This is a genomic window from Streptomyces sp. NPDC014006 (genome assembly GCF_043088925.1).
Lineage (GTDB): Bacteria > Actinomycetota > Actinomycetes > Streptomycetales > Streptomycetaceae > Streptomyces.
On the sequence record NZ_JBICAJ010000004.1, the window covers coordinates 201,059 to 218,593 of the forward strand.

Annotated in this window: 16 protein-coding genes and 1 pseudogene; 9 read left to right on the forward strand and 8 right to left on the reverse strand. The window is 73.2% G+C overall.

What is annotated here, in order from left to right; genetic code table 11:
* Positions 1 to 102: 102 nt before the first annotated feature.
* Both pgm and ACF1GV_RS16145 read left to right on the forward strand, forming a co-directional pair.
* Positions 103 to 1,743, forward strand: coding sequence for a phosphoglucomutase (alpha-D-glucose-1,6-bisphosphate-dependent) (gene pgm / locus ACF1GV_RS16140; RefSeq protein WP_391680731.1), 1,641 nt, complete (start codon positions 103 to 105; stop codon positions 1,741 to 1,743).
* A gap of 159 nt (positions 1,744 to 1,902) precedes the next feature.
* Complete coding sequence (locus ACF1GV_RS16145) at positions 1,903 to 2,580, forward strand: ScbR family autoregulator-binding transcription factor (RefSeq protein ID WP_391680734.1); 678 nt, start codon at positions 1,903 to 1,905, stop codon at positions 2,578 to 2,580.
* Between the two features lie 205 nt (positions 2,581 to 2,785).
* Here ACF1GV_RS16145 and ACF1GV_RS16150 read toward each other — a convergent pair.
* Positions 2,786 to 3,784 (reverse strand): annotated as a pseudogene (locus ACF1GV_RS16150) (alpha/beta fold hydrolase); the annotation flags it as partial.
* A gap of 703 nt (positions 3,785 to 4,487) precedes the next feature.
* Here ACF1GV_RS16150 and ACF1GV_RS16155 point away from each other — a divergent pair.
* The 3 genes from ACF1GV_RS16155 (at position 4,488) to ACF1GV_RS16165 (ending at position 8,213) form a co-directional block, all read left to right on the forward strand.
* Entirely contained in the window at positions 4,488 to 5,555 is a 1,068-nt protein-coding gene (locus ACF1GV_RS16155) for a YihY/virulence factor BrkB family protein (protein ID WP_391680736.1), read from the forward strand.
* A 233-nt stretch (positions 5,556 to 5,788) separates the two neighbouring features.
* Complete coding sequence (locus ACF1GV_RS16160) at positions 5,789 to 7,843, forward strand: ATP-binding protein (protein ID WP_391680738.1); 2,055 nt, start codon at positions 5,789 to 5,791, stop codon at positions 7,841 to 7,843.
* 10 nt (positions 7,844 to 7,853) lie between these two features.
* Entirely contained in the window at positions 7,854 to 8,213 is a 360-nt protein-coding gene (locus tag ACF1GV_RS16165; RefSeq protein ID WP_391680740.1) for a transglycosylase family protein, read from the forward strand.
* A 4-nt stretch (positions 8,214 to 8,217) separates the two neighbouring features.
* On the opposite strand, the gene ACF1GV_RS16170 is transcribed toward ACF1GV_RS16165, so the two are convergent.
* Together ACF1GV_RS16170 and ACF1GV_RS16175 are read right to left on the reverse strand one after the other, a co-directional pair.
* Positions 8,218 to 8,853 (reverse strand): response regulator, encoded by a 636-nt coding sequence (locus tag ACF1GV_RS16170; RefSeq protein WP_391680743.1) that lies wholly within the window; start codon positions 8,851 to 8,853, stop codon positions 8,218 to 8,220.
* The gene (locus ACF1GV_RS16175) at positions 8,850 to 10,073 is read right to left on the reverse strand and encodes a sensor histidine kinase (protein ID WP_391680746.1); all 1,224 of its coding nucleotides are present in this window, start codon (positions 10,071 to 10,073) and stop codon (positions 8,850 to 8,852) included. The genes ACF1GV_RS16170 and ACF1GV_RS16175 overlap by 4 nt, the downstream gene beginning before the upstream one ends.
* 216 nt (positions 10,074 to 10,289) lie before the next feature.
* Here ACF1GV_RS16175 and ACF1GV_RS16180 point away from each other — a divergent pair, with 216 nt between their 5' ends.
* The 4 genes from ACF1GV_RS16180 to ACF1GV_RS16195 all read left to right on the forward strand — a co-directional run bounded on the left by ACF1GV_RS16180 (position 10,290) and on the right by ACF1GV_RS16195 (position 14,266).
* Positions 10,290 to 11,375, forward strand: coding sequence for an ABC transporter permease (locus ACF1GV_RS16180; protein WP_391680749.1), 1,086 nt, complete (start codon positions 10,290 to 10,292; stop codon positions 11,373 to 11,375).
* Positions 11,372 to 12,052: an ABC transporter ATP-binding protein gene (locus tag ACF1GV_RS16185; RefSeq protein WP_391680752.1), complete on the forward strand. Its 681-nt coding sequence runs from the start codon at positions 11,372 to 11,374 to the stop codon at positions 12,050 to 12,052. Before ACF1GV_RS16180 ends, ACF1GV_RS16185 begins: the two co-directional genes overlap by 4 nt.
* A 72-nt stretch (positions 12,053 to 12,124) precedes the next feature.
* The gene (locus ACF1GV_RS16190) at positions 12,125 to 12,601 is read left to right on the forward strand and encodes a MarR family winged helix-turn-helix transcriptional regulator (RefSeq protein ID WP_391680754.1); all 477 of its coding nucleotides are present in this window, start codon (positions 12,125 to 12,127) and stop codon (positions 12,599 to 12,601) included.
* Positions 12,602 to 12,673: 72 nt separating this feature from the next.
* Positions 12,674 to 14,266 (forward strand): MFS transporter, encoded by a 1,593-nt coding sequence (locus tag ACF1GV_RS16195; protein WP_391680757.1) that lies wholly within the window; start codon positions 12,674 to 12,676, stop codon positions 14,264 to 14,266.
* A gap of 65 nt (positions 14,267 to 14,331) precedes the next feature.
* Here ACF1GV_RS16195 and ACF1GV_RS16200 read toward each other — a convergent pair whose 3' ends face one another.
* The 5 genes from ACF1GV_RS16200 to ACF1GV_RS16220 all read right to left on the reverse strand — a co-directional run bounded on the left by ACF1GV_RS16200 (position 14,332) and on the right by ACF1GV_RS16220 (position 17,353).
* A complete protein-coding gene (locus ACF1GV_RS16200; protein ID WP_391680760.1) occupies positions 14,332 to 14,700 on the reverse strand; it encodes a DUF4190 domain-containing protein in 369 nt (122 codons plus the stop codon).
* A gap of 75 nt (positions 14,701 to 14,775) precedes the next feature.
* Positions 14,776 to 15,231: a TerB family tellurite resistance protein gene (locus ACF1GV_RS16205; RefSeq protein WP_363264211.1), complete on the reverse strand. Its 456-nt coding sequence runs from the start codon at positions 15,229 to 15,231 to the stop codon at positions 14,776 to 14,778.
* A gap of 264 nt (positions 15,232 to 15,495) precedes the next feature.
* Complete coding sequence (locus tag ACF1GV_RS16210; RefSeq protein ID WP_391680763.1) at positions 15,496 to 16,155, reverse strand: hypothetical protein; 660 nt, start codon at positions 16,153 to 16,155, stop codon at positions 15,496 to 15,498.
* The gene (locus ACF1GV_RS16215; RefSeq protein WP_391680766.1) at positions 16,152 to 16,742 is read right to left on the reverse strand and encodes a DUF6114 domain-containing protein; all 591 of its coding nucleotides are present in this window, start codon (positions 16,740 to 16,742) and stop codon (positions 16,152 to 16,154) included. Before ACF1GV_RS16215 ends, ACF1GV_RS16210 begins: the two co-directional genes overlap by 4 nt.
* The gene (locus ACF1GV_RS16220) at positions 16,733 to 17,353 is read right to left on the reverse strand and encodes a DUF6230 family protein (protein ID WP_391680769.1); all 621 of its coding nucleotides are present in this window, start codon (positions 17,351 to 17,353) and stop codon (positions 16,733 to 16,735) included. The genes ACF1GV_RS16215 and ACF1GV_RS16220 overlap by 10 nt, the downstream gene beginning before the upstream one ends.
* Positions 17,354 to 17,535: the final 182 nt, after the last annotated feature.

Below are 17,535 nucleotides of genomic sequence, written 5' to 3' on the forward strand. Positions count from 1 at the left end.
GCCCGGCGCCCACCCTCGCGAGATCCCCGTACGACCTGGAAAGATGAGCTGGGTCAGGAACGATCTACCAGGGACCGAACCCAACCGGAGGAGCGGGCACACATGCAGCACGAGCGAGCGGGCAAGCAGGCCGGACCCGAGGACCTCGTCGACGTCGCCCGGCTGGTCACCGCGTACTACACGCTGCACCCCGACCCGGCCGAACCGGGCCAGCGCGTGGCGTTCGGCACGTCCGGCCACCGGGGCTCGTCCCTGGCGACGGCCTTCAACGAGGACCACATCGCCGCCACCAGCCAGGCCATCTGCGAGTACCGGCAGGCCCAGGGCATCGACGGACCCCTCTTCCTCGGCGCCGACACCCACGCGCTGTCCGAGCCCGCCAAGGCCACCGCCCTGGAGGTGTTCGCCGCCAACGACGTCACCGTCCTCATCGACACCGCGGACGGCTACACCCCCACCCCGGCGCTCTCGCACGCCATTCTCACCCACAACCGCGGCCGCACCTCCGGCCTCGCCGACGGCGTCGTCGTCACCCCCTCGCACAACCCGCCCGCCGACGGCGGCTTCAAGTACAACCCGCCCAGCGGCGGCCCCGCCGGCTCCGAGGCCACCTCCTGGATCCAGGACCGGGCCAACGACATCATCCGCGCCGGCCTGAAGGACGTCCGCCGCATCCCCTACGCCCGCGCCCTGACCGCCTCCACCACGGGGCGCTACGACTACCTCGGCACCTACGTCGCCGACCTGCCGAGCGTCCTCGACCTCGACGCGGTCCGCTCGGCCGGCGTGCGCATCGGCGCCGACCCGCTCGGCGGGGCGTCCGTGGCGTACTGGGGACGTATCGCCGAGGATCACCGCCTCGACCTGACTGTGGTCAACCCGCTCACCGACCCCACCTGGCGCTTCATGACGCTGGACTGGGACGGCAAGATCCGCATGGACTGCTCCTCGCCCAACGCCATGGCCTCGCTCATCGCCCAGCGCGACCGCTTCCAGATCGCCACCGGCAACGACGCGGACGCCGACCGGCACGGCATCGTCACCCCGGACGCCGGGCTGATGAACCCCAACCACTACCTCGCCGTCGCCATCGACTACCTCTACCGCCACCGCGAGCAGTGGCCGGCCGGCGCCGGTGTCGGCAAGACCCTGGTGTCGTCCGCGATGATCGACCGGGTCGCCGAGGGCCTCGGCCGCCGCCTGGTCGAAGTACCGGTCGGCTTCAAGTGGTTCGTCGACGGACTGCTCGACGGCTCCCTCGGCTTCGGCGGCGAGGAGTCGGCCGGCGCCTCCTTCCTGCGCCGTGACGGCTCGGTGTGGACCACGGACAAGGACGGCATCCTGCTCGCCCTGCTGGCCTCGGAGATCACCGCGGTCACCGGGCGGACCCCCTCGCAGCACTACGCCGACCTCACTGCCCGCTACGGCGAGCCCGCCTACGCACGCACCGACGCCCCCGCCACGCGCGAGGAGAAGGCGCTGCTGGGCAAGTTGTCCCCGGCGCAGGTCGGCGCCGACACCCTGGCCGGTGAGGCCGTCACCGGCGTCCTCACCGAGGCGCCCGGCAACGGCGCGGCCATCGGCGGCATCAAGGTGAGCACGGCCAACGCCTGGTTCGCGGCCCGCCCCTCCGGCACCGAGGACGTGTACAAGATCTACGCCGAGTCCTTCCTCGGCGCCGACCACCTCGGCCGGGTCCAGGAGGAGGCCAAGGGCGTGGTGCTGGCGGCCCTGGGCGGCTGACGTGGTGCGACCGGTCGCCCGCCCGCCCCGGGCGACCGGGGCGGCGCGTCCGGTCCGGCCGGCGTGACTTGATCCCTTCGTCGGCCGGGTGACAGGATGCGGCTCGCCGGTTTGTTTACTTCGGGACAGTCGTCCGGAGCGAGCGCGGAGGGGTCGGCCGTGGCGCTGCAGGAACGTGCGGTCAGAACGCGCCGAACCATCCTCCTGGCCGCCGCCGCCGTCTTCGCCGAGGTGGGCTACGAGTCCGCGACCATCGCGCAGATACTGCAGCGCGCCGGGGTGACCAAGGGCGCGCTGTACTTTCACTTCCCCTCCAAGCGCGAGCTGGCCGAGGCCGTGCTGGCCGACCAGCTCGGCGCCGTACCCGAGGTGCCCGCGCAGGACCTGGTGCTCCAGGAGGCCCTGGACACGACCTTCCTGGTCGCCCACCTTCTCAGCCGCGGCGACCCGTTGGTGCGGGGCGGCATCCGTCTCACCGTGGAACCGGGCGTCCTGTGCGAGGACTTCGACTCGCGGGCGCCGCTGCGCGGCTGGGTCGCACGCAGCGCCGGCATGCTGTCCCGGGCCAAGGCGCACGGCGAACTCCTGCCGCACATCGACGTGGACGCGGCGGCGCGGATGTTCGTCGCCGCGTTCACCGGCGTGCAGCTCCTGTCGAAGATCCTGACCGGCCACGCCGATCTGGCCGAGCGGACCGCCGACATGGAACGGCATCTGATGGCGAGCATCGCCGTCCCCGCCGTGCTGCTCCAGCTGGACATGGCACCCGACCGCGGCGCCCGCGTCCACGCGCAGCTGTGCGGCCGGGCGAACCGCCCGCCGGGTCGGCCGTCCTGACCGTCTCCGGCCGCCTGCCCAGCCGCACGCCGGGGTCAGATCCAGCCGTCGAGCGCCTTGAGGAACCCTTCCAGATCGTCACGGTGGAGGGTGCGCCCGGCACCGGCACGGCCCGCACCTCGAAACCACGGCCGCGCAGCAGTTCCGTGTCGCCCGGCCCGATCAGGAAGCTGGGCTCGGCGAGCGCCACCAGCGACGGTACTTCCGCGCGTCGCGGCAGGAAGCCCCGCAACTGCGCACCGCCCAGGAAATGCGCGGTGCGCGGATCCCAGTCAGCGAGGGTGGCCAGTTCGACGTCCACGTCCTCGTCGGCCCAGCGCGGGTTGAGCGCGGTGATCTGCTCGCGCGTGGCGGACTTGAAACCGGCGAACACCGTCGGGTCGACGGCTGCCCGCGGGTCGGCGGTGGACCACGCGGGGTCGGCGTACATCGCGCGGCCGGGCCGCAGCCGGTCCACGGCGAGCAGGAGCGACAGACCGCCGAGCGAGTGCCCGAGGGCGAGGTCGGCGCCGGCAGGCAGTATGTCGACCAGGTCGTCGGCGAACAGCTCGGGGGAGTAGGCGTCGGCGCGCGGCGAGCCGCCGTGGCCGCGCAGGTCGACGGCGATGACGCGGTGGCCGCGGTCGGCGAGCAGCGGGCTGACCCGGTGCCAGGTGCGGGCGTCGGACATGATGCCGTGGACCAGCAGCGCGGTCCGTTCGCCGGTACCCCATTCACGGGTGTTGAGCAGCACGGTCGTGGTCCGGGCACAGCGACCCGCCCACGGTGAACGTGCCGTCGGCCGCCTGCCGGTAGGTGTGCACGGCCACCGTGCCGTCCCCGACCCGGGTCCGGCGCTCACCCCGCGGCCCGGCCGAACCCACGGTCGCTCCGGGTAGTTGACGTTCAGCGCGTGGGTGGGGGAGAGCAGGCGGTGCGCGCGCCGCCGGCCCAGCGGCGAGGCGCCGTACCGGGCCGCCGCCTGGTACGTCGTACCGCTCGGCAGCGTCGAGCCGTGCGCGATCTGGGCGCTGAACGCCACGGCAGGAACCCGCTCGTCGACGGCGGCCAGCGCGGCCTCCACGGTCCCCGAGTCGTTCCCCTGCGAACTCACGTTCGGCCCGGAGTCGACTCCGGTCACCACCACGTCCGGAGCAGTCTCTGGCGTCGCGGGCGGGCAGTTGGGCCCGGTGCTGCGCCGCGAAGCTGCCGCTGTTGGTGACACTCGTACCTGCTCCGCTCATGTACGGCCACGGCGCCACCACCACGTCGGCTCCGGCCGAGCACAGGGCCTGCGCATCTGGTACAGGCCGCGCCCCTCGGCGCCGTCGGTCCGGTCGGCCTGCACGGAGTCGTCGTTGCTCAGCAGCACCCGCATCCCGGTGAGCGGGGGCCGCTCACCGTGCCGGACGGGGGAGCGGGGGCCGTGGGCACACCAGGCACCAGCCGATGGTGATGAGCAGGACGGTCTACACGCCGCCGAACAGGAGCACGGCGGGCAGCGCCAGCGGTTCGCCGCCCAGGATCCATGGATTGCGGCGGCGGGTGCGGTCCGACAGGGCACCGGCGAGCGGGTTGAAGACGGTCGCGAAGACCGCGGCGATACCGGTGACCAGCCCCAGGCCGGCCTCCTTGTGGGCCGGGTCGACATGCTGGCCACGGTGCCCTCCTCGATCGTGCGGGCAGGCGGATCCGGGACCGTGACGGCCGGCGCGAGGCCGTGACGGACCAGGAACGGAGGTGAGGGGACTGAACGAGTTGCACGTGTCAGTGAGGCGTGTGGATTCATTTCTTAACAGTCGCGGGATGACCTTAGAAGACCCCCTGCACCGGAAAGATCCGAACGGAAGCCAACACGACGCGAGGTCGCATGGTGGGCTGGATCAGTGCGGGGGCATGGGAGCGCCCGCGGGGGTTACCCGGCGGCCATGGCGAAGCTGCATCTTCCGGGACGGAAGGAACACGGCGACGGCGAGGCGGAGCACACGCCCGCACCGGCGCCCGAGGAAATGGGTCCCGGGCCCGAAGTGGAGCGCCGGGCGCCGGACACCCCGACGAAACTGCCGAAGGGAGCATGGCGGCGGATCCTCAAAGGGAGCCTGCGGGAGTTCAAGGACGACGAACTGACCGACCGGGCGGCCGCCCTGACGTACTACGGCGTGCTGGCCCTCTTCCCGGCGCTGCTGGTGCTGGTGTCCATCCTCGGCCTCACGGGCCGTTCGACCACGGACAACGTGCTGGACAACATCCGCAAGCTCGCCCCCGGCTCGGCGCGCGACATCCTCACCCGGGCCGTCGAGCAATTGCAGGGGAGCGCCGGCCTCGGCTCCCTCATGGCGGTCGTCGGTGTGGTGGTCGCGCTGTGGTCCGCTTCCGGCTATGTGGCGGCATTCATGCGCGCGGCCAACGCCGTCTACGACATGCCGGAGGGCCGGCCCGTATGGAAGATCCTTCCGGTACGGCTCGGTGTCACGACCGTCCTGATGGTGCTGGCCGTGGTGAGCGCGCTGATCGTGGTCTTCACCGGAGGCATCGCCCGACGGGCCGGGGACGCCCTCGGTCTCGGCGATACCGCCCTGACGGTGTGGTCGATCGCGAAGTGGCCGGTGCTGGTCCTCCTGGTCACCGTGATGATCGCCCTGCTGTACTGGGCGGCCCCCAACGCCAAGGTCAAGGGGTTCAAGTGGATCACCCCGGGCAGCTTCCTGGCCCTGGTGATCTGGCTGATCGCATCCGCCGGGTTCGCGATCTACGTCGCCAACTTCGCGTCGTACAACAAGACCTACGGCACCATGGCCGGCGTCATCGTCTTCCTGGTGTGGCTGTGGATCGGCAACCTCGCGGTGCTGCTGGGCCTGGAGTTCGACGCGGAGACCGTGCGGCAGCGGGCCATCGCGGGCGGGCTGCCGGCCGACGCCGAACCGTACACCGAGCCCCGGGACACCCGGACCTGGGACGAGGAGGACCTGCGCCGCCTGGGCGACGGCGACCACTGACCCCCGCGCAGCAGCGTCGCGTGCCGTTGTCCGGGACCACCGGGCAGCGGCACCGTCGTACACGCGTCCACCTGCTCACCGTCCGGTGTGGTCCATCGCGCACCCGCGCCACCGTCGGTGGCCACGCCCCGTTGGGTAGCCGTGGCGCCGCGGCAGTGACGGTTCTGCACCCGGGGCGGCCGACCCGGACCGCGGCGGCGTCGATCGCTGATGCCGTACGACGACGGGGAGTCATGCACGTGTGGACAAGTGTCGGCGCGCCGGAGCTGCCGCCCGCGCCCCTGGTCGGCCGCAGCAGGGACATCACCCGGCTCACCGGCTTGTTGACCCGTCACCGCCTGGTGACCGTCACCGGCACGGCCGGCCTCGGCAAGAGCCGGCTGGCCGCCACCGCGATGATCCGGACGGCGGGTGGGCCCGCCGTCACCGTGCGCGTCCAGGGCAGCGGACCCGCCGCCCCCGGCACGCTGACCGCCGCGGTCGTACAGGCCCTGGCCCTACGAGGGCACATCCCGGGCGCACAGACGGCCTCGACGGGGCAGTCCGTGAGCGGGTGCCGACGCACGCCGGCACCGGCCGCCTCCCAGGCCGTGACCGGAAGACCGGCCGCTTCCCGCGACCTGACCACCGTCCTGCCCGCCTCCCCGCTCCTGCTGCTCCTCGACGACGTCGACCCGGCCCACGCCGAGTGCACCGGGCTCGTGCAGCGGCTGCTGATGGCCGCGCCCGCCCTGCGCGTGCTCGTCACCTCGCGCCGCCCCCTCGGGCTCGGGGACGAACGCGTCCTGCGTCTCGCCCCGCTGCGCACCGAGCCCCGCGACGGCGCCCCGGCACCGGCGGTCCGGCTCTTCCTGGACCGCGCCCGGCGCGCGGCACCGGAGTTCGCCCCGGCGGACGGTGACCTGCCGGTGATCGGTGCCATCTGCGGCCATCTGGAGGGCAATCCGCTGGCCATCGAACTCGCCGCGGCCCAGGTCGCCCACCACCCCCTGCGCCGGCTCGCCGCCCTGACCGCGCGCCGCCAGTGCTGGCTGTCCGACGCCGAGGCCCCCCTGCGGCGGCACCGCTCGCTGCGCGCGGCCGTCGGCGCGGACTACGTACTGTGCGACCGGGACCTGCGGATGGTGTGGGGCCGGGCCGGTGTCTTCGCCGGGTCCTTCGCCGAGTCGACGGCGGTGTTCCTGTGCGCGGGCGGCGGCGTCACGCCGGACCAGGTCCCCTCCTGTCTGGCCCGGCTGGCCGTGGCCGGCATCCTCACGCCGGTCACGGACCCCGGCGGGGTCGTGCCCGTCCGCTACCGGATGACGCGGGCCGCCCGCGAGTTCGGCACCGAGCGGCTGCGCGAGGCGGGGGAGTACCCGGTCGCCGCGGAACGCCGGGCGCTCCACTGCCGCCGCGTCGCCGCCGTCGCCGCCGATCTGTGGCACGCCGGCAGCCAGCACCAGGCGGTGCAGCTCGCGCGGGACGAGCACGCCGACGTCACCGCCGCCGTGCGGCACGCCCTCACCGAACCCGGACAGACCGAGACGGCCCTGGAGACGGTGCTCGACCTGTGGTTCTGGTGGGGCGTGTACGACCACGCCGAGGAGGGCGGCGACCACCTCCTGCGGCTGCTCCCGCTCTGCGACCCCGGCGGTCCCCTCGCGGTCCGGGCGCTGTGGCTGACGGCCTGGCTGCGGGCCGGCACCCATCCACGACAGGCCGGCGACCTGCTCGCCCGGGCCTGGCCGGCGGCCGTCCGGGCCGGTGACGACGCCACCGCCGGCCGGATCGCCCACGCCCAGGGCGTCCTCGCGCTGCACCGGCACGACCTGCGGGCGGCCGCCGCGCACTTCGAGGACGCCGCCCGGATCATCCCGCCCGGAGCGCCCGGCGGCCCGTCGGCGTCGGTCGCCCTGTCCGCCCTGGCCATCGCCCGGGCGGGCTTCGCGCCGCACGCCGCACGCCGCAGCGCCCATCAAGCCCTCACCCGGCCCGAGACCCGGGACGACGCCTGGGCGTGCGCGGTCGCCCGCTACGCCCGGGCCTTCGTCGACCACCGCCAGGGCCGCACCGCCCGCGCCTGGCGCCGCGCCGGCCGGGCCCTGGCGGACCTGGACGGCCAGCCCCCGCCGCTCGGCGCCGCCGCCCTGCGCCGGCTGCTGGCCGACCTCGAGACGGGCGCCCGGGACACACCCCGCGCGCCCGTGCCGCGCCCCGGCGGCACGGCACCGGAACGTCCCCCGAATGCAGTCGACATGCCACGACCGGCCGAGGAGATGCCCGCTTCATATCGTCACATGATGTAACAGTACGGTCATGGAATCGCTGCAGAGTGTGATGAACCGTGCCGCCGGCCGCCCGTCCCGCCGTGCGAGGACAGCGCTGGTGCTCGTGACGACCCTTGCCGCGCTGAGCACGGCCGGGACGGCGGCCGAGGCCGTAACGCGGCTCGGGCCCGACTGGGACGCCATCGCGGCCTGCGAGTCCGGGGGCAACTGGCAGGCCAACACCGGCAACGGCTACTACGGTGGCCTGCAGTTCAGCCGGTCCAGTTGGCGGGCGGCCGGCGGGCTCAGATACGCGCCGCGCGCCGACCTCGCCACCCGGCGCCAGCAGATCAAGGTCGCCCGGCGCCTGGCCGCCCAGCAGGGCATGTCGGCCTGGGGCTGCGCCTGACCCGTCAGCGGCGGATCAGGCCCAGGTCCGTGGCGACGGCGACCGCGGCGGTGCGCGAGTCCACGCCGAGCTTGGCGTACACCCGCGCCAGATGCGACTTCACGGTCCCCTCGGTGAGGTGCAGCCGTCCGGCCACGGCCTGGTTCGACAACCCGTCGGCCACCAGGCCCAGCACCTCCGTCTCGCGCCGAGTCAACGACGTCCCCGGCGTGCGCAGCCGGTGCAGCAACCGGTCCGCGACCGCCGGCGCCAGCGCCGTACGGCCGGCCGCCGCGGTGCGCACGGCCGCGGCCAGATCCTCGGGCCGAGCGTCCTTCAACAGGTAACCGGCGGCCCCGGCCTCGATGGCCGGCAGGGTGTCGGCGTCGGAGTCGTAGGTGGTGACGATGACGACGCGCGGCGCGCCCGGCCGCGCCGTGATCGCGGCCGTGGCCTCGGCGCCGTTCATACCTCCCTTGAACTGCAGATCCATCAGCACCACGTCGATGTCTCCGCCGGCCGCCCGTACGACAGCCTCTTCGGCGGTGGCGGCCTCGGCCACCACGGCCAGACCTGGCTCCGTCTCCAGGACGGCGCGCAGCCCGGCCCGCACCACGGGGTGGTCGTCGGCCAGCAGCAGCCGGATGGGGGTGTCGGTCACGCGCGGGCCTCGGGTTCGGAGTGGGTGGACGCGGTCAGGGGCAGCCGCACGCTCAGGGCGGTGCCCCGCCCCGGCGCCGACGTGAGGGCGAGGGTGCCGCCGAGGTCCTGCACCCGCGCCCGCACGGCCGTGAGGCCGAATCCGCCGCCCTCCGGGTCGGGGACGGGGAGCCGCTGGGGGTCGAAGCCGGTGCCGTCGTCGACGACGTCCAGGGTCACCTCTGCCTCGGAGTGGCCGAGCGTGACGTCGACACGGGTGGCGCGGGCGTGGCGCACGGTGTTGGACACGGCGGACTGGGCGATGCGCAGCAGCGCCACCTCGTGCCCGGTGGGCAGCGGCGCCGGCGTGCCGGTGCGGTGCAGGCGCGCGGTGAGCGGATGGCGCGCGGACGTGGTGACGCACAGCCGTTCCAGGGCGTCGGCGAGCGTGCTGCCGTCCAGCGCCGGTGGGGCGAGGGCGGCGACGAAACGCCGGGCCTCGGCGAGGTTGTCCACCGCGGCCTGCCGTGCCTGCTCGACATGGCCGGCCGCGACGTCCGCAGCGCCGGGCAGCGCCCGCCCGGCCGCCGTCAGCAGCAGCTGGATGCTGGACAGCCCCTGGGCGAGCGTGTCGTGGATCTCGCGGGCCAGCCGCTCCCGCTCGGCCAGCACTCCGGCCGTGTGCTCGGCGACGGCCAGGTCGGCACGCGTCGCGGTCAGCTCCTCGATCAGCCTGCGCCGCTGCTCGCTCTCCCGGTACAGGGCCTGATAGCCCCACACCACGGCCACCGCAACGGCCGCGCCGAGTGCCGGACCGATCGCCATCGCGGGCCCGAACGAACCCTGGTGCGCGGCGAACCCGGCGATCGCGGCCGCCGCGGTCGCGGCGACGGCCACCACAGCACCCCGCCGTGGCAGCAGATGGAGCTGCAGGAAGTACAGCGGGAACGCCACCCACACCCCGTCGGCGGTCAGCGTCAGCAACCCCAGCCATACGACCCCGACGGCGCCCAGCCAGACCGCGGCCGCCCGGCGCGAGACGCGCACGCGGGGCAGCAGCGGACCGGCCGCGTAGACGAGCCCGCAGACCGCGGCGACGGCGGTGACCGCCGCGGGACGGGGCCCGCCGGAGGCGACGGCCCGGACGGCGGCCAGCGCGAGCAGCCCGACGACCAGTAGATGCAGGCACCAGGTCAGGACCCGGGTCGTCGGGGTGGTCAGGAGTGAGGTGGTGGCGGTCACGGCCCTTTGCGCATGCGTTCGCGGTGATCGGGGGAGCAGGGTCTCCGGGCCACTTTACGGTTTGTCCGCCGGCCGCCGCCTCTGTCGAAAGGTGCAAGCGTCTCGGCACCTTTCGCCCCGCGAAGTGCACTCCCCGGCGAGATGCCCGAGCACCGGTCCGGGAGGGAGGCTGGAGCCGTTCCCCTTCACCCTCCGTAGAAAGGCCTGGCCAAAGTCGTGTTCGTCGCCTGGCGGGACCTCCGCTTCGCCAAGGGGCGGTTCGCCCTCATGGGCACCGTCATCGTGCTGATCACCCTGCTGGTCGGCCTGCTGTCCGGACTGACAGCGGGCCTGAGCCGGCAGAGCATCTCAGCGATCACCTCCCTGCCCGCCGACCGCATCGCCTTCGAGGCCCCTGCCGAGGGCCGCGACCTGTCGTACACCGACTCCACGGTCACCGAGGACCAGTGGCGGCGCTGGGCCGCGATGCCCGGCGTCACGCGTGCCGAACCGCTCGGCATCACCCCGGCGAAGGCCACCGCGGGGACGCGCAGCGCCGGTGTGTCCGTCTTCGGGGTGCTGCCCGGCTCCCCCCTCGCACCGGCCGGTGACCGGATCGACGACCGCTCGGCGGTGCTGTCGGCCGGGGCCGCCGACGACCTCGGCGTCGAGGCCGGCGACACCCTCACCCTCGCCGGACACCGGCTGACGGTGGCCGCCGTGGAAGCAGACGCGTCCTTCAGCCACACCCCGGTCGTCTGGACCAGCCTCACCACCTGGCGCGGCACCGCGCCCCCGAGGGGCGGCGCCGGTGCCACCGCGACGGTGATCGCCCTGACCACGGCCCCCGGTACCGACCTGGCGGCCGCCGATGCCCGGGCCCACACGGAGACCGTGTCCAAGGACGCCTCTCTGGCCGCCATCGGCTCCTACACCTCCGAGAACGGCTCCCTGCAACTGATGCGTGCCTTCCTGTTCGGCATCTCCGCCCTAGTCGTCGGCGCCTTCTTCACCGTGTGGACGATCCAGCGCAGCGGTGACATCGCCGTCCTCAAGGCCCTCGGCGCCTCCACCGGCACGCTGCTGACGGACGCACTCGGGCAGGCCGCCGCCGTGCTGACCGGCGGCACCCTCGTCGGCACCGCCCTCGCCGTCGCCGTGGGCGCCCTCGTCGCAGGGCGCGCGGTGCCGTTCGTCCTCACCCCCGCGACGGTCCTCGTGCCCGCCGGTGTCCTGGTCCTGCTCGGTGCCCTCGGCGCCGCGCTGGCCGTCCGCCGTATCACCTCCGTCGACCCGCTGACCGCCCTGGGGAGCGCCCGATGAGTCTGCACCTCGAGGACATCACCCTCACCTACCCCGACGGCGACCGCCGTCTGACCGCCCTGGACCACGTCACCCTCACCGTGCCGAAGGGCAGCCTGACCGCCGTGGTCGGCCCCTCCGGCTCCGGCAAGTCCAGCCTGCTGGCCGTCGCGGCCACCCTGCTGACCCCGGACCACGGCACGGTCACCGTCGACGGCACCGCCACCACCGGCCTGTCCCGGGCCGAGCTGACCGCGCTGCGCCGGCGGCGGATCGGGCTGGTGTTCCAGCAGCCCAGCCTGCTGCCCTCGCTCACCGCCGTCGAACAGCTCCAGGTCATGGCCCATCTCGCGGGCCGCCGTCCCGGCGCGGCGCGCGCGAGGGCCCTGGAGCTGCTGGAGGACGTCGGTCTGTCCGCTCAGGCCGCCCGGCGCCCCCAGCAGCTCTCCGGAGGCCAGCGGCAACGCGTCGCCATCGCCCGCGCGTTGATGAACGAGGCGACCGTCCTGCTGGTCGACGAGCCCACCAGCGCGCTGGACCAGGCGCGCGGCGCCGCCGTGCTCGACCTGCTCACCCGTCTGACCCGCGAACGGGCCACGGCCACCGTGCTGGTCACCCACGACCGAGCCCATCTGGCCCACGCCGACCAGGTCGTGGAGGTCCGCGACGGGCGGCTGCGCGAGTCCACGCGGATGTGAGCTCCCGTCCGAGAGCCCGACTCGGTGAAGATATGTTGGCATAGGTATCTCGTCATATTTATAATCCCCTTCATGCCCCCGCACAGCGCGTCCGCCCAGGACCTCGACCACGTGGCCGCCGGCCTCGTGGCGTGCCTGCCCGCGCTGTCCCGGGCCATCGAGCGGCACGCCGACCGGGAGTTCCCGCACCCCAAGCCGCCCGAGGCCCAGCTGGCGCTGCTGCGTCACGTCGGGGCCCACGAGGGCGTCACCGTGCGGCAAGCCGCCGAGGCGCTGCTGATAAAGCCGAACAACGTCAGCGCCCTCGTCACGCAGCTGACCGAGCAGGGACTGCTGGAACGCCGGCCGGACCCCGCCGACAAACGCGTCGCACACCTTCACCTCACAGGGACCGCGCGAGCGCGCATCACCGAGGTCGACGCCCTGATGGGCGCTCACCTCGCCCGCGCGCTGCGCAACCTCACCGACGGCGAGATGGACGCCCTCGGCTCCGCGCTGGGCGCACTCAACTCGCTGAGCCGGCACCTCCACGGCCACATCACCCGCTGACCTGTGCCGCCCGCGCCCTGTGTCCGGGTTGTTCCTCTCTTCCCCTGTCTTCTTGAAGGACATCACCTCGTCATGCCCTCGGACATGCTCCGTTCTCCCGCACCACCGGCCGCTGCCACGCCCGCGGACGCACCCCGCGGGGTGCGTGCCAACCCCTGGCTGACCCTCGTCGCCGTCGCGTTCGGCCTGTTCATGGTCGGTCTCGACGGCTCGGTCGTCTCGATCGCCAACCCCGAGATCGGCCGGGACCTGCACGCCTCCACCGCCGACCTGCAGTGGGTCACCAACTCCTATCTGCTGGCCCTCGCCGCCGCGCTGATCCTCGGCGGCAAGCTCGGTGACCGCTTCGGACGCCGCACCTTCTACCTCGTCGGCGTGGCCGGATTCACCGCCGCGTCCGTCGCCATCGGCCTGTCCGGATCCATCGCCGGAGTCATCGCCTTCCGCGCGGGCCAGGGCTTCTTCGGCGCCCTGCTCATGCCGAACACACTCGGCATGCTGCGCGCGGTCTTCCCGCCGCGGAAGTTCGGCATGGCGGTCGGCATCTGGGCGATGGTCTCCTCGGTCTCCACCGCCCTCGGCCCCATCGTCGGCGGCCTGCTGGTGGAACACGTCAACTGGCAGTCCGTCTTCTGCATCAACGCACCGATCGGCGTCCTCGCCATCGTCTTCAGCGCGCTCGTCCTGCCACAGAGCAGGAACGGCGACGTCGCGCACGAGAAGTTCGACATCGTGGGCGTCGTCCTGCTGGCCCTGGGACTGCTCGCCGTCGTGTTCGGCGTGGTCAAGGGCGAGACGTGGGGCTGGACTTCCGGCGGCACCCTGGGCGCGATCGCGGCCGGCGTGGTGCTCCTGCTGGTCTTCGGCCTCGTCGAGACCCGCGTCGCCTCACCGCTGCTGCCCATGCGGCTGTTCCGCAGCCCCGCGCTGACCATCGGCACGGTCATCACCGCACTGAACTTCTTCGTCCTGCTCGGCGTGATCTTCTTCGTCATGCTGTACCTGCAGAACGTTCGCGGCTTCACCCCCGTCGAAGCCGGGGTGCGCACCTTGCCGCTGAGCCTCGCCTCGGTCGTGGCCTCACCGCTCGGAGCGGCGCTCACCGACCGGTTCGGCCCCCGGTTCACGATGCCGCTCGGCATGGTGCTGCAGGCCGCCGCCTGTTTCGCCGTGCTCGGCTGGAGCGCCCACTCGTCCTACGGGGCGCTGTGGCCGCCGTTCATCGCGCTGGGCCTCGGCGTGGGCATGGTGATGTCGTCCTCCTCCGACGCGATCGTCGGCAACGCCCCGGTGCGGGACGGCGGCGTGGCGGGCGGGTTGCAGGCCACCGCGCTGCAGATCGGCGGCGCGCTCGGCACGTCCGTGCTGGTGTCGCTCATCGGCAGCGGGGTCGCCGCCACCCTCACCGGCGAACTGACCGCGGCCGGCGTGCCCGCGCCGACGGCGGCCGCGCTGAGCGAGGCGAAGGACGCGGTGGCCATGGGCGTCGCCCCGGTCTCCGCGCGGATGCCGGCCGATCTGAAGGCGGCCGTCGCCGAGGGCGGCCACCAGGCCTTCATGAACGGCGTCCACACGGCCGTCCTGGTCGCCGGCGTGCTGTGCGTCGTCGGCGCCCTGCTGGCCGCGGCCGGTGTACGTCGTACCCCGGAGCCGCCCCGGCACTGAGGGACGCCGGAACCCGGCCCCCGTGGCGTGAGCGGCGCCGCGGGGGCCATCGGGACGTCGGGTCGTCAGATGTGGTCCACCACCACCGCGAGACCGGCGACGAGTCCCAGGAGGGCCAGCCCGGCCAGGACACACACCACCAGCACCAGCCAGCCCGTCAGGATGCCGGCCAGCGCCAGCCCGCGCCCCTCGCCGCCCAGCCGTCGGCCGCGGAAGCGGCCCACATGACCGGCGGGGATGGCGATCAGCGCGCACAGCACCGCCATGGCCACGAAGATGCCCGGGTTGATCCAGGCGAGGCCGGTGGCGAAGTTGCCGAGCGAGGCGACCGCGCCCAGCGCGAAGAAGCCGCTGACGTTCGCGGCACGGTTGCGACCCGCGGGCGAGGGCGTCGCGCCCTGGGCCGCCGGACGGCTGCGGTCCGTACTGCTCACGGTCGGCCCCCCGAAGTGTTTTCCGTCTACCGGCGAGCCGCTCCCGCCCGCGCGAGGTGATGCTATGGCATCGCCTCAGAGGTCGAACTCGTGCGGCGGCAGGTCCAGCGCGTAGCACGCCTCGCGGACCACGGCCTGCTCGTCCTTGTCGAAGTTGCCGTCGGCGCCGCCGATGACGATGCCGATCTGGATGACGGCGCGCGCCTCGGCGGGCTTCTTCTTCGCCTTGGCGATCTCCTGCAGGACGCTGACCTTGCCGAAGGCGAAGTCGGCGGTCAGCTTGTTCAGGTTGTCCTCGAACCGGCGGCGCAGATCGTCCGCCGGGAAGTTCTGCAGCACCTCGTTGCCGGCGATGAGCTGGGCCACCCGCTGGCGCTCCGAGGGGTCGACGGTGCCGTCGGCGGCCGCGACGAGCGCGCACATCGCCATGCTCGCGTCGCGGAAGGCGCCGCTCTTCAGGTCGTTCTTCTTCGCGACGAGCTGCGTCTGCATCTGCGATGCCGAGTCCTTGATGCGGTCCCAGAGGGCCATGCCGACTCCATACGAGTAGTGAGCTGTCCCCGGCCGGGGAGGGGCCGGGGCTGCGGTGAACTTCTACAGCGCTGTAGAAACTATCAGGAGGGGGGTGACGGGTCGTGCGGCTTCCCCTCCTTGATACGAACGACGGCCCCGCGACGTTCCGGGATCAGTCCTTCCTCTCCCTCGTCTGAGGGCGCGTCATACGAACGGCTGTAGAACGACTCGTACGTCAAGGGGTGCGCAGGACGGACCCTGCGCACCCCGGGACCGGTCGGGTCAGGCGCCGACGGTGATCTGCTGGGCGGGATCGGTCGTGTCGGCCACGGTGTACGCCAGGTTGACGGTGGAGGTCGTGGCGCTGGTCGGGCAGCCGAACGTGCCGGTGACGGTCACGGGTACGACGGCGTTGGCGAAGGCCAGGCCGGAGGGCGCGCCGTTGGTCCAGCTGCCCGCGATGGGCGCCGGGCCGCCGGGCGCGGAGGTGATCGTGCAGGTGGCCAGGCCGCTCGTCTTGACGACCAGGCCGCCCTGGGGGACGGTCAGAGTCGCGCTGCTCGGCGCGCCGTTCTGGACCGAGATGCCCCACGTGCCGCTGGTGGTGACCGTGGGGGTGACGCCGGGCAGGCTGGATGTGCACGAGCTGAAGGTGGGAGCGGCGAGGGTGGAGGACACCGGGCCGGCGTCGTTGTGGTTGGCGGGCGCGACGGGGACCTGGCCGGTCGTGGAGGAGACCGAACAGGTGAGGGTCACGGAACCGGCCTTGAACGTGGCCTTGCCGGACAGCGTGGCCTTGTAGGCGTGCCCGGCCGGGGTGACCGTGGTCGACCCGGCGGCGGTCTGCGCCTCGGCGGCCGGGCCGGCGAACAGCAGCGCGGCGGTGGCCGCGGCGCCGGTGGCCGAGGCGAGGAGCGCGCGGACACTGTGGGGAGGTGTCATGGTGTGGATCCCTTTCCGTGCGGAGCGGCTGGCGGGACGGCAACGGTCGGTGCGATGCGGTGCACGGTGGCGCCTGTGGGGGGTGGCGAACCGCGGGTGCCGAGACGGGGCTCGGCGGACTCGGTGGGTGTCGTCGTCGTGGGCTCGGCTGACTCGGTGGTGGCCGGTGTCGCCGCGGGCTCGGCGGCATCCGTGTCGGCCGGTGCTTCGGCGGTCGGTTCGGCCGGAGCGTCCGCGGCCGGCACCGGCTGCCAGGCGAAGATCATGGAGCCGCCCACGATGCCGAGGACGGTGCCGAACAGGAACCCGCCGAGGTTGGACATGACCAGGGCGGCGACGGCCAGGAGCACGGTCAGGACGCCCGCCAGGCCGCGGTGGTGCGGGGCGACCCACGCGGACAGGCCCAGCACGATCATGACCAGCCCGAGCAGGACGGACGGCAGTCCGGCGACGCCCTGTTTGAGCATGACCTCGAGCGGGGCGAGCGGGAGGATGCAGATCTCGCTCCCGGCGACGACCGTGGCCAGGCCGCCCCAGAAGGGACGGCTGCGGCGCCAGGTGCGCCACGCACGCCGGCTCAGAAACATTCCTTCTTGCCCTTGGCGATCTTCATCTTGAGCCCGGACAGCTTGAACGTGCCTGCGTTGGCGGCCCATGCCACCTGCCTGAGGCCGTTGATCTGCAGGTCGTCGGCCTGCTGCGAGAAGGCGTCCTGCATGCCCTGCGCACCGTCGGGCCCCTTGTCGAGGGTGGAGGCGTCGCGGCCGATCTCGATGGTGTGGAAGGCGGCGTCGCCCTCCAGCTGGGTGGCGTCGAGGAAGAGGTTCTCCGCCTCGACGGGCGTGTCCCCGGCGCCGGCGGTCAGGGTGAGCGAGATGTTACCGAGGACGGGGAGCTTGGTGACCACCGACTGGCAGAGGTTGTTGATCCTCGCGGTGCGGATGCCGACGGTGGCGACCGGGAGGAGGTCGCCCCGGGCGTTGGTGTCGATGGTGCCGTACTGGGCGAACCCCTGACCGGTGAGGCTGTCGGCGGACACCTTGAACTGCTGGCCCGAGACGGCGAACGAGGCGGCGACGGCGCCCTGCGCCAGCGCGATGCCGAGCGCGGCGGTGGCCGCACAGCCGGGAACGGCGAGCAGTGCGAACCGCCGCCACCGGATCCGGCCGACCACCTGTCTGCCTTGCTGGTCTTTCATCCTCTGTGTCCTTTCGGTGCGGGTGCAGAAAAGGGCGCCCGGGGGGCGAGAGGGGTGAGGGACCGGCGGCACGAGCGGGGGCACCCGAAGGCTGTGAGGGTCGGTCGCGCCGCAGGCAGTGCGGACTTACTGACGAGTCAGGTTAAAGGTGCCAGCGGCCGTTGGCATAGTTGCCGGAGGAA

What these genes read in the sequence shown, in the direction of transcription:
- pgm (WP_391680731.1), top strand. Translation starts at nt 103, where the DNA reads ATGCAGCACGAGCGAGCGGGCAAGCAGGCCGGACCCGAGGACCTCGTC.
- ACF1GV_RS16155 (WP_391680736.1), top strand. Translation starts at nt 4,488, where the DNA reads ATGGCGAAGCTGCATCTTCCGGGACGGAAGGAACACGGCGACGGCGAG.
- ACF1GV_RS16160 (WP_391680738.1), top strand. Translation starts at nt 5,789, where the DNA reads ATGCACGTGTGGACAAGTGTCGGCGCGCCGGAGCTGCCGCCCGCGCCC.
- ACF1GV_RS16165 (WP_391680740.1), top strand. Translation starts at nt 7,854, where the DNA reads ATGGAATCGCTGCAGAGTGTGATGAACCGTGCCGCCGGCCGCCCGTCC.
- ACF1GV_RS16185 (WP_391680752.1), top strand. Translation starts at nt 11,372, where the DNA reads ATGAGTCTGCACCTCGAGGACATCACCCTCACCTACCCCGACGGCGAC.
- ACF1GV_RS16190 (WP_391680754.1), top strand. Translation starts at nt 12,125, where the DNA reads ATGCCCCCGCACAGCGCGTCCGCCCAGGACCTCGACCACGTGGCCGCC.
- ACF1GV_RS16195 (WP_391680757.1), top strand. Translation starts at nt 12,674, where the DNA reads ATGCCCTCGGACATGCTCCGTTCTCCCGCACCACCGGCCGCTGCCACG.
- ACF1GV_RS16205 (WP_363264211.1), bottom strand. Translation starts at nt 15,231, where the DNA reads ATGGCCCTCTGGGACCGCATCAAGGACTCGGCATCGCAGATGCAGACG.
- ACF1GV_RS16210 (WP_391680763.1), bottom strand. Translation starts at nt 16,155, where the DNA reads ATGACACCTCCCCACAGTGTCCGCGCGCTCCTCGCCTCGGCCACCGGC.
- ACF1GV_RS16215 (WP_391680766.1), bottom strand. Translation starts at nt 16,742, where the DNA reads ATGTTTCTGAGCCGGCGTGCGTGGCGCACCTGGCGCCGCAGCCGTCCC.
- ACF1GV_RS16220 (WP_391680769.1), bottom strand. Translation starts at nt 17,353, where the DNA reads ATGAAAGACCAGCAAGGCAGACAGGTGGTCGGCCGGATCCGGTGGCGG.